General features: G+C 71.1%; 8 protein-coding genes and 1 riboswitch. Of the genes, 3 read left to right on the forward strand and 5 right to left on the reverse strand.

Features of this window, described 5'->3' with window-relative positions:
• Window positions 1–6 precede the first annotated feature (6 nt).
• Window positions 7–86: riboswitch (glycine riboswitch) on the forward strand.
• 154 nt (window positions 87–240) lie between these two features.
• The gene (gene gcvP / locus ACYU7L_RS13380) at window positions 241–3,087 is read left to right on the forward strand and encodes an aminomethyl-transferring glycine dehydrogenase (RefSeq protein ID WP_460797420.1); all 2,847 of its coding nucleotides are present in this window, start codon (window positions 241–243) and stop codon (window positions 3,085–3,087) included.
• Window positions 3,084–4,433 carry a serine hydrolase domain-containing protein gene (locus ACYU7L_RS13385; protein ID WP_460797395.1) on the forward strand — a complete coding sequence of 450 codons (1,350 nt, stop codon included), beginning with the start codon at window positions 3,084–3,086 and terminating at the stop codon, window positions 4,431–4,433. The genes gcvP and ACYU7L_RS13385 overlap by 4 nt, the downstream gene beginning before the upstream one ends.
• Here ACYU7L_RS13385 and ACYU7L_RS13390 read toward each other — a convergent pair.
• Complete coding sequence (locus ACYU7L_RS13390; RefSeq protein WP_460797397.1) at window positions 4,391–5,011, reverse strand: helix-turn-helix domain-containing protein; 621 nt, start codon at window positions 5,009–5,011, stop codon at window positions 4,391–4,393. The genes ACYU7L_RS13385 and ACYU7L_RS13390 overlap by 43 nt on opposite strands.
• Before the next feature lie 107 nt (window positions 5,012–5,118).
• On the opposite strand from ACYU7L_RS13390, the gene ACYU7L_RS13395 reads away from it, so the two are divergent.
• Window positions 5,119–6,126 (forward strand): NAD(P)/FAD-dependent oxidoreductase, encoded by a 1,008-nt coding sequence (locus ACYU7L_RS13395; protein ID WP_460797399.1) that lies wholly within the window; start codon window positions 5,119–5,121, stop codon window positions 6,124–6,126.
• 254 nt (window positions 6,127–6,380) lie between these two features.
• On the opposite strand, the gene ACYU7L_RS13400 is transcribed toward ACYU7L_RS13395, so the two are convergent.
• From ACYU7L_RS13400 to ACYU7L_RS13415, 4 genes are all read right to left on the reverse strand, one after another.
• Window positions 6,381–7,772, reverse strand: coding sequence for a metallopeptidase TldD-related protein (locus ACYU7L_RS13400; RefSeq protein ID WP_460797401.1), 1,392 nt, complete (start codon window positions 7,770–7,772; stop codon window positions 6,381–6,383).
• Entirely contained in the window at window positions 7,772–9,292 is a 1,521-nt protein-coding gene (locus ACYU7L_RS13405; RefSeq protein ID WP_460797403.1) for a TldD/PmbA family protein, read from the reverse strand. The genes ACYU7L_RS13400 and ACYU7L_RS13405 overlap by 1 nt, the downstream gene beginning before the upstream one ends.
• Before the next feature lie 51 nt (window positions 9,293–9,343).
• Window positions 9,344–9,892, reverse strand: a complete 549-nt coding sequence (locus tag ACYU7L_RS13410; RefSeq protein ID WP_460797405.1) for a hypothetical protein — start codon at window positions 9,890–9,892, stop codon at window positions 9,344–9,346.
• Between the two features lie 332 nt (window positions 9,893–10,224).
• Window positions 10,225–10,491 (reverse strand): hypothetical protein, encoded by a 267-nt coding sequence (locus ACYU7L_RS13415; RefSeq protein WP_460797407.1) that lies wholly within the window; start codon window positions 10,489–10,491, stop codon window positions 10,225–10,227.
• Window positions 10,492–10,581 lie beyond the last annotated feature (90 nt).

A 10,581-nucleotide genomic window follows, 5' to 3' on the forward strand; every position in this document is an offset into this window, starting at 1 on the left:
CGGTCGAGGATCATCGCGGCCGGGCGGAGCGCCGAAGGGGCAATTCCTCCCCGGAACCTCTCAGGCGCCCGGACCGTGCGGACGAGGCGACTCTGAAGCGGACCGCATCCCGCGCGGCGCGTGACAGAGGGGGAGGCGTCCCGGACGACCCGTCATCGAGGAGCCTTCGTGTCCCAGCCCGTCAGCCCGCCCAACAGCCGACTTGGGCACCCGCATGCCACCGGCGCCTCGCTCTCCGAGCTGGATGCGGCGGTCCCGTTCTCCGCGCGGCACATCGGCCCCCGCGAGAGCGACGTCGCCACGATGCTCGCCAGCCTCGGCTACGGCTCGCTCGAGGAGCTGATGGACGCCGCCGTACCCGGCGGCATCCGCTCGAGCGCGGCCCTCGACCTGCCGCGCGCCGTCTCCGAGCAGCAGGCAGCCCGCGAGCTGCGGGCGCTGGCCGCCTCCAACCGGCCCGCCGAGGCGATGATCGGGCTCGGCTACCACGCCACGATCACCCCCGGCGTGATCCGCCGCAACGTGCTCGAGGACCCGAGCTGGTACACCGCCTACACGCCGTACCAGCCGGAGATCTCACAGGGCCGCCTCGAGGCGCTGCTGAACTTCCAGACCGTGGTCGGCGACCTGACCGGGCTGCCCACCGCCAACGCCTCGCTGCTCGACGAGGGCACGGCCGCCGCCGAGGCGATGACGCTGGTACGTCGCGCGAACCGCAAGGCGGCGGGCCCGTTCGTCGTCGACGCCGACGCGCTGCCGCAGACCATCGACGTCGTTCGCACCCGCGCCGAGGCGATGGGCATCGAGGTCGTGGTCGCCGACCTCACCGACGGGCTGCCGCAGGGGGAGGGGCCGGTCAGCGGCGTCCTCGTGCAGTATCCCGGCGCCTCCGGTCGTGTGCTCGACCCCCGGCACGTGATCGAGCAGGCACACGAGCGGGGCGGGCTGGCCGTCGTCGCCGCCGACCTGCTGGCGCTGACCGTGCTCGAGTCGCCCGGCGAGCTCGGCGCCGACGTGGTCGTCGGCTCCTCGCAGCGCTTCGGGGTGCCGCTCTTCTACGGTGGCCCGCACGCCGGCTTCATGTCCGTGGCGAAGGGTCTGGAGCGCCACCTGCCCGGTCGTCTCGTGGGCGTCTCGGTGGACGCCGAGGGACGTCCGGCCTATCGCCTCGCCCTGCAGACCCGCGAGCAGCACATCCGGCGCGACAAGGCCACCTCCAACATCTGCACCGCACAGGTGCTGCTGGCCGTCGTCGCGTCGATGTACGCCGTCTACCACGGCCCCGACGGGCTGCGTTCCATCGCGACCCGGACGCACCGCTACGCCTCCGTCCTCGCCGCCGCCCTCGAGGCGGGCGGGATCGAGGTCGAGCACGCGGAGTTCTTCGACACGCTGTCGGTGCGGGTGCCCGGCCGGGCCGGCGACGTGGTCGCGGCCGCTCGGGCGCTGGGCGTGCACCTGCGCCACGTCGACGACGACCGTGTCGGCGTGTCCACCTCGGAGGCCACGACCCGCTCGACGCTGACCAGCGTGCTCAAGGCCTTCGGGCTGGCGGTGGACGTCGACGGCTACGACCGCGCCGCGGGAGATCGGCTGCCCGAGGCGCTGCGCCGCGCCACGTCGTACCTCACCCACGAGGTGTTCTCCTCGCACCACAGCGAGACCCAGATGCTGCGCTACCTGCGCCGGCTCTCGGCGCGCGACTATGCCCTCGACCGCGGGATGATCCCGCTGGGCTCCTGCACGATGAAGCTCAACGCGACCGTGGAGATGGAGCCGATCAGCCTGCCCGGCTTCGCCGAGCTGCACCCGTTCGCGCCTGCTGAGGACGCGGCGGGCTACCGCCAGCTGGTGGCCGATCTCGAGGGCTGGCTCGCGGAGGTGACCGGCTACGACCGGGTCTCGATCCAGCCCAACGCGGGCTCCCAGGGCGAGCTGGCCGGTCTGCTCGCGATCCGGGGCTACCACCGCGCCAACGGCGGGGCGGCGCGCGACGTCTGCCTGATCCCCTCGTCGGCGCACGGCACCAACGCCGCCTCCGCGGTGATGGCCGGGATGCGGGTGGTCGTGGTGAAGGCGGGCGACGACGGCTCGGTCGACCTCGACGATCTGCGCAGCAAGTGCGCCGAGCACGCCGACGACCTGGCCGCGATCATGGTGACCTACCCCTCGACGCACGGCGCCTACGAGGACTCGATCACCGAGCTCTGCGCGATCGTGCACGAGCACGGCGGCCAGGTGTACGTCGACGGTGCCAACCTCAACGCGCTGCTGGGCTATGCCCGCCCCGGTGAGTTCGGCGGCGATGTGTCGCACCTGAACCTGCACAAGACGTTCTGCATCCCGCACGGCGGCGGCGGGCCCGGCGTCGGCCCGGTCGCTGTGCGCGCGCACCTCGCGCCGTACCTCCCCTCGCACGTGATGCACCCGGAGACCGAGAAACGGGACGGCATCGGGGCGATCAGCGCCGCGCCGTACGGCTCGGCCGGGATCCTGCCGATCTCGTGGGCCTACGTGCGGCTGATGGGGGCCGAGGGCCTGACCCGGGCGACCGCGACCGCCGTGCTGTCGGCCAACTACATGGCCGCGCGGCTCCAGGAGCACTTCCCGGTGCTCTACCGCGGCCACAACGACCTGGTCGCCCACGAGTGCATCCTCGACCTGCGCGGGCTCACCAAGGAGACCGGCGTCAGCGTCGACGACGTGGCCAAGCGGCTGGTCGACTACGGCTTCCACGCGCCGACGATGTCGTTCCCCGTCGCCGGGACGCTGATGGTCGAGCCGACCGAGTCCGAGGACCTGGCCGAGATCGACCGCTTCATCGAGGCGATGATCGCGATCCGCGCGGAGATCGACCGGGTGGGCGCGGGGGAGTGGACGCCCGAGGAGTCGCCGCTGCGGCACGCCCCGCACACCGCGCGGGCACTGGTCGGCGAGTGGTCGCGCGGCTACCCGCGCGAGCTCGGCGTGTTCCCGGCCGGCATCGACCCGGACAAGTACTGGTCGCCGGTGGCGCGCATCGACCAGGCCTACGGCGACCGCAACCTGGTCTGCGCCTGCCCGCCGCTCGAGGCGTTCGCGGAGTGAGCGGGGTCGACGGCGTCCTCGGATCGACCGCGCACCGGCTGCGGCTGGCGCTCGCCGAGGCACAGGTGGAGAACCGGTCTCCGTCCCTCGTCGCCGGCGTGCTGCGCGAGGGGCGGCTGGTGTGGTCGGAGGGCTGCGGCGACGTCCCCGGGGAGCCGGCGGACACGCAGTACAAGATCGGCTCGATCACCAAGACGATGACAGCGGTGCTCGTGCTGCAGCTGGTGGCCGAGGGCAGGCTCTCGCTCGACGACACCGTCGGCTCGGTGCTGGGCGAGGTCGGGTACGGCGACCGGACCGTCCGCGCGCTGCTGGCCCACTCCGCCGGGCTGCAGTCCGAGCCGGACGGACCGTGGTGGGAGCGCTCGGAGAACGGGCCGTTCGACGCGCTCGCCGCCGCCAACGACGGCGGCCGCCCGGCCGTCGGCACCGAGGGGTCGTTCCACTACTCGAACCTCGCCTACGGACTCCTCGGCGAGGTCGTGGCCCGGCTGCACGGCCAGACTTGGTGGGACGCTCTGCGTGAACGGGTGCTCGTGCCGCTCGGGATGGACCGCACGTCCTACCAGGCCGAGGGCGTGCACGCCGACGGGTGGAGCGTTCATCCCTACGAGCGCACGCTGCTGCGCGAGCCGCACCCGGACACCGGCGCGATGGCGCCGGCCGGGCAGCTGTGGAGCACGATCACCGATCTGGGCACGTGGACGCGCTTCCTGCTCGAGGGGCATCCGGACGTGCTGGGGCTGGCGGCGCTGGAGCAGGCCTTCGTGCCCCGCTCGGGCGAGCTCGCCTCGGGGCTGGCGTATGCGCACGGGCTGGGCTTCCAGATGTTCGCGGGCGGCTCGGGGACGCTGGTGGGCCACACCGGCTCGATGCCCGGCTTCGTCGCGACCTGCTTCGTTGACCGCCCCCGGCGCCAGGGCGTCGTCGCGCTGAGCAACGCCACCACGGGGATGCGCGCGGCCGCGCTCGCCGTACGGCTGCTGGAGGTGCTGGAGTCGTGCGAGCCGACCATCCCCGCGCCGTGGCGGCCGGTCGATACCGTGCCCGAGGAGCTGGCGGGGCTGACCGGCGTCTGGCACTGGGGCTACACGCCGTTCGTGTTCGAGCTGGAGAACGGACGCACCGGCGTGGAGCTGGTGGCCCGCAGGGCCGGCGTGCTGCTCTATCGCTTCGCCGTGCGCGACGGGCGGATCGTCGGGACGCACGGGCACCACCGCGGCGAGGAGCTGCGCGTCGTACGACGTGAGGACGGCTCGATCGCCCACCTCGACGTGCGCACGTTCATCTTCACGCGGGTGCCCTACGACCCCGAGTCGCCGGTGCCGGGCGGCGTCCCGGGCTGAGCCGGACGGGCGCGCACGTGGATGCGCTCGCCCTGGGGGCCATAGAGGGTGAGCGCCTCGGTCGGGGTCGAGCCCGGGTTGCCCATCCAGTGGGGGACGCGGGTGTCGAACTCCGCGACCTCGCCTGCGTTGAGCACGACGTCGTGCTCGCCGAGCACCAGCCGGAGCTGGCCGGAGAGCACGTAGAGCCACTCGTAGCCCTCGTGGACGTTGGGCTCGGGCTCCCGATCGGGCCAGTGGGCCGGGATGATCTGCTTGTAGGCCTGGATGCCGCCCGGGCGCCGGGTGAGCGGCACGAACGTCACGCCGTGGTGGGTGAACGCCTTCGCGTGGATGCGCGGGTCGCCGGTCGGGGGAGCGTCGACCAGCTCGTCGAGCGCGACGCGGTGGGCGCGGGCCAGCAGCAGGAGCAGCTCGAGGGTGGGGCGGCGCTGCCCGGACTCGAGGCGCGACAGCGTGCTCACGGAGATCCCGGTGGACTCCGAGAGAGCGCTCAGCGTGGCCCCTCGTTGCAGACGCAGCGCTCGCAGGCGAGGGCCGACGGCGCCGAGGACGTCGGTGAGGTCGGAGTCGGTCATGGCGTCAGTTTGCCGCAATGGCAAGAGAGTTTGTCAACCGCTCGTCTCGGACGCACCGTGGTTCTCCACGGCCGGGAGGGGCTCGGCTCGATGGACGAGGAGCGGTCATGGAGAAGCAGTACGACGTGGTGGTGGTCGGTGGCGGGGCAGCCGGACTGAGTGGAGCGGTGGCGCTGGCGCGCTCGCGTCGCTCGGTGCTGGTGGTGGACGCGGGGGAGCCACGCAACGCCCCGGCGGAGGGGGTGCACAACTACCTGGGGCGGGAGGGAACGCCGCCGCGGGACCTGCTGGCGCTCGGGCGGCAGGAGCTGGAGGGGTACGGCGGCACGGTGGTCGCGGGACGGGCGGTGGCGGCAAGGGCGGTCGAGGGGGCGGGATCCTTCGAGGTGAGCCTCGCCGACGGTCGGGTGGTCGTAGCGCGGCGACTGCTGGTCGCGACGGGGCTCACCGACGAGCTGCCCGACGTACCGGGGGTGAGGGAACTGTGGGGCCGAGACGTGCTGCACTGCCCCTACTGCCACGGGTGGGAGGTGCGCGACCGGGCGATCGGGGTGCTGGGAACCTCGCCGATGTCAGGGCACCAGGCGCTCCTGTTCAGCCAGCTCAGCGGGGACGTCACGCTGTTCGCCCACACGCTGGAGCTGCCCGACGACGAACGCGGGCGACTGACCGCGCGCGGGGTCCGCATCCGGGAGGTGATTGTGGCAGGGCTCGAGTCGGAGGGAGGCCGGCTTCTCGGCGTGCGGCTGGGGTCCGGCGAGCTCGTCGCCCGCGAGGTCGCCGTCGTGGCGCCGGTGATGCGGGCACGCTCAGGGCTGCTGGACTCCCTGGGCTTGGCGCCCGTGGACCAGGAGATGGGCGGACACGTGGTGGGCAGCAGCTATCCCGTCGTCGACCCCACGGGCGCGTCCGGGGTCCCCGGCGTCTGGCTGGCCGGCAACGTCTGCAGCATCCAGGCGCAGGTCGTCGTCTCCGCGGCCGCCGGGCTGAGCGCCGGCGCGCGGATCAACGCCGACCTGATCGAGGAGGAGGTCCGGGTGGGGGTGGGTGGGCGTCTTCCCCTGCCGTTTGGTCCCCAACGGCAAGGATTTCGGGGAAATGCACGTCGTCTCTGACCAATCGGCGACGTGTCGTACGTCCGTCACCAGTGCCCGGACGCCGCGCCGCGCCGTGGCGTGACGATCGGTCGCCGTCCGCCGCGCTGCACTTCGTCGTACGTCGTGAGCCGGGCGCGGTCACGTCCGGTTGGGTAGCCGGGGCCCGGCAGACCCGCGGGCGAGGTCGCCGATTGGGCAGAGACGGCAGCCGATTCCAGAAATGCACGCCGTTGGGGACCAAACGGCACCGGTGTCTCGGCTGCCGCCCCTGGCTACAGCGCCTGGGAAACGCTCGACATGTTGAAGTCCGGCACCCGCAGCGCCGGCATCGCTGTCCGCGAGAAGTAGTCGTCGCCCCACTCCCGGCTGAACGCCGGGCCCGTTGCGCTGGCGTGGGTGAAGCGGTTGAGCAGGTCGACCGGGCTCTCGTTGAACCGGAAGTTGTTCACCGCCCCGGTGATCTCGCCGTTCTCGATGAGGTAGACGCCGTCGCGGGTCAGGCCCGTGAGGAGCATGGTCTGCGGGTCGACCTCGCGGATGTACCACAGGCAGGTGAGGAGCAGTCCGCGCTCGGTGCCGGCCACGAGGTCGTCGATCGATCCGGCGGCGCCGTCCACCTCGAGGACCAGGTTGTCGACCATAGGCGTGACCGGGAGTCCGGTCAGGGCGGCGGAGTGCCTGGTCTGCAGCAGCGAGGTGAGACGGCCGTCGCGGATCCACTCGGTGCGGCCGAGCGGGAGCCCGTTGTCGAAGACCGACGAGGTGTTGCCCGAGGCCCCGGCCGTCACGAACGGGGCGCTCTCGAGGCCGGGGAAGGCGGGGTCGCTCAGCAGCGTGACGCCGTCCTTCGCGACCTGGTCATCGACACGGGTCCCGCCACCACGCTTGCTGAAGACCGACTGCCCCTCATGCGCGACGCGGGCACCGGCGCCCCAATAGGCGTCGATCATCAGGTCTGCCATCGCGATGGGCGGCAGGATGGTGTCGTAGCGGCCAGCCGGAAGGTCCACCCGCCGCGTGCCCCACGAGAGACGCTGGGCGAGCGTGGCGTCCATCGCGAGTGCGTCGACGTCGGCGAAGTCGCGGGTGGCGCCACCGGTCCAGGCGCTCTGGGAGAGATCAGTCGTCTTGCCGGTGCAGCCGTAGTGCCCGGTCGGCTGGACGTGACGCATCCGCAGGCCGGTCGTCGAGCCGAGGTACGTCGTGGTGAGCTCGTGGTTGACGAAGCCGTACAGCACCCGTCCCTCGGAGCGGGCCCGGCCGAACGCCTCTCCCAGCGCCGGTGCGAACGTGTCGTAGACGCGGATGTCGGTGGCGACCGGGGCCTCGTCCCAGTCCCCGGCGGCCTCACCGGCGATCAGGTCGGCGGCGTCCTCCGCGGCATCCGCTGAGCGGGCCGCCGCGTCCGCCTGCTCGACGAGTGCGCTCACCTGGTCGAGCGTGCTGGCACTGCTCGACGCCGATCCCGTGGCGACGCCGTCGGCGCGTCGTACGAACGAGACGACGGTGACCGACAGCGCGTGCATGACGCCGTTGGTGGTGAGCGTGTTGTTGGCCCAGCGCAGGTTGGCGCTCGTGGCGTTGCCGGCGATCGCGATGCAGTCGTCGGCGGTGGAGGTGGCGAGGGCGTGCTCGACCAGCTGCTGGGGGGTGGGGGTCGTCATCAGTGGCCCGCCTCTTCGGTGGTGTTGAGGATGCGTACGTCGCGGAAGAGCGAGGTCGGGCATCCGTGGCTGACGGCGGCGACCTGGCCGGGCTGGGCCTTGCCGCAGTTGAACGCGCCGCCGAGGACCCAGGTCTGTGGTCCGCCGACCGCCTCCATCGATCCCCAGAAGTCAGTCGTGGTGGCCTGGTAGGCGACGTCGCGGACCTGCCCCTTCAGCTCGCCGTTCTCGATGCGATAGAAGCGCTGGCCGGTGAACTGGAAGTTGAAGCGCTGCATGTCGATCGACCAGCTCTTGTCACCCACCACGTAGAGACCGCGCTCGACGCGCCCGATCAGCTCCTCGGTGCTCGGGCCGTCGGCGGCCGGCTGCAGGGAGACGTTGGCCATCCGCTGGATGGGGACGTGACCTGAGGAGTCGGCGTAGGCGCACCCGTTCGAGCGCCCGTCGTTGAGCTCGGGGTGGAGGTGTCCCATCGCCCTGTCGAGCTGGTAGCCGACCAGCACGCCGTCCTTGACGATGTCCCACTCTTGCGTCTGCACGCCCTCGTCGTCGTAGCCGATCGTCGACAGGCCGTGCTCGATGGTGCGATCACCGGTGACGTGCATGACGGGGGAGCCGTACTGCAGCGTGCCCAGCTTGTCGTACGTCGCGAACGAGGTGCCGGCGTAGTTGGCCTCGTAGCCCAGCGCCCGGTCGAGCTCGGTGGCATGCCCGATCGACTCGTGGATTGTGAGCCAGAGGTTGGAGGGGTGGATGACGAGGTCGTAGGTGCCCGCCTCGACGCTGGGTGCCCGCAGCTTCTCGGCCAGCAGCTCGGGGACCTCGGCGAGCTCCGCGTCCCAGTCGTAGCCGCCGTCGGTGAGGTACTCCCACCCGCGACCGACGGGGGGAGCGATGCTGGCCATCGAGTCGAAGACGCCGGTGGACTCGTCGGTGCCCATCGCCTCGAAGAACGGTTGGAGGCGGACCCGCTGCTGCGTGGTTCGGGTGCCGGCGAGGTCGGCGTAGTACTTGTTCTCCTGCACCTGCTGGGCGCCGGCGGCGGCGTGCTGGACCGACCGGTGAGCGCGCAAGCGCCTCGTCCAGTCGATGAAGAGCGCGGCCTTGTCGCCGGTGGGGACGCCGAGGGGGTTCACGTCGTACGACGAGAGCCACGTGACGTGGTCGTAGACGGGCTCGGGGGCCATCTCCACCGGTGTCGTCGTCATCTCAGCCGCGACGAGCGCCACCTGGACGGCGGTCTCGGCCACCCGCCGCGCCTCGTCGTCGGTGAGCAGCATGCCGGAGGCGAAGCCCCAGGCGCCGCGGTGGATGACGCGCACGGCGAAGCCCATGTCCTCGGCGTCGGCGGCCGTCTGGAGGACCTCGTCGCGTACGCCGACGTACTGGTGGCGCAGACGCTCGAAGCGGAAGTCCGCGTGGGTGACTCCGAGCTCCCGTGCGCGCTGGAGGGCTGCGTCGCCCAGTGAGCGGTAGGGGAGCGAGAGGAAGGTCGGGTCGAGGGCCGCATCGCTCATGAGGGAAACCTAGTCGACGGGTGCGCGTTGACGCCCGTCGGTTTCGGTTGGTCAGCGGGTGAGCCGGGGGCTGGCTTCAAGAACGGTGAGGGCGGCGGGGTCGCCGTCCATCGTGACGGTGCCGTCGACGGGTTGCCACGGGCCGTTGTTGACGCGGAAGCGAGCCGACCACGTGGTGTCGACGCTGGGGTGGACGGTGACGTCGGCCTCTGCGTATTCGTGGGAGATGTAGGCGTCCATCGGGAGGTTCTCGCTGAACGCGACCCCGGGGGTGGTGCTGGTCTGCTGGGTGCCGTCGCCGTGCTCCCAGGTGAAGCTCGCCGGCGTGATGTCCAGCTCGACTCGTTGTCCGAGCATGTTCAGGGTGTGGGTGAAGGACCCGGCCTGGGTTGAGAAGAGCGTGTCGAAGTTGACGAGCGTCTCTCCGCCCGGCGGCTGGACGGTGAGCGTGGAGTCGGGGAGGGGGACGCGGCGGAAGGCGCGCGCCACCATGCCGGGGGTGATGGTGGGCGGCGCTGCGGCTGCTGCCTCGCCGGGTTCGACGCACCCCCGCCCCACGATGGCTGGATCCTCGCCAGGAGCGTAAACCCAGACGGTCATCACTGTTCCGCCTTCGCCACACGCCATCTGCCCAGCACAGTCCTGAAACCCCGGATTGATGTCGCCAGACCTCTCGCATGTGGGCACGTATACGTACCGAACTCCAGGGGATGTCTCGGAGGCAGCGGCAGTGCCCGATGGAGTCTCGACCGGCGTCGGGATACCTGGCGGCAGGCCTCCGCAGGTCGTCAATGACTCAAATGCACTCGATCCGGAGGCTGTCCCTGACTGACAAGGCGCCTTGACCGCCAACGCTGTAGCAGCGGCGCTCACCTGGAGTGTGATGGCAGGGCTTGCCAATCCCAGCACGAGAACTGCAGTCAGCATGCGGCTCATCCGAGTTGATCCAGCCGCTCCATGATCCAGTTCCCTTTGCGCCAAGTGACTGTCGCAGTCAAGGTCAGCGGTCCACCTGGGAACTCCTCCGATTCCTCGGGCGGGACCCGAACCACTTTTTCGGGTGATTGCGTAATGCGAAGAGTGACAAATCCCCGGTTGCCATCCACTTCGGACAGGGCTCTCTTGATGGCCCAGCCATCGCTTTCAAAGCGTCCACCTGCCTCGTAGAGCTCATCCAGGAAATCGGGGGACTGCTGCACGATCAGGTGACAGGTTGGGTCACGCAGCCTGAGTGGCTGGCGCGGTCATGATGGTCTCGTACTCGATGGGAGTCAATCGCCCGAGAGCGG

Source organism: Nocardioides pacificus (genome assembly GCF_054775955.1).

Coding starts and splice junctions, on each gene's coding strand:
- ACYU7L_RS13405 (WP_460797403.1), bottom strand. CDS start 9,292: ATGAGCGATGCGGCCCTCGACCCGACCTTCCTCTCGCTCCCCTACCGC.
- ACYU7L_RS13400 (WP_460797401.1), bottom strand. CDS start 7,772: ATGACGACCCCCACCCCCCAGCAGCTGGTCGAGCACGCCCTCGCCACC.
- ACYU7L_RS13390 (WP_460797397.1), bottom strand. CDS start 5,011: ATGACCGACTCCGACCTCACCGACGTCCTCGGCGCCGTCGGCCCTCGC.
- ACYU7L_RS13410 (WP_460797405.1), bottom strand. CDS start 9,892: ATGACCGTCTGGGTTTACGCTCCTGGCGAGGATCCAGCCATCGTGGGG.
- ACYU7L_RS13395 (WP_460797399.1), top strand. CDS start 5,119: ATGGAGAAGCAGTACGACGTGGTGGTGGTCGGTGGCGGGGCAGCCGGA.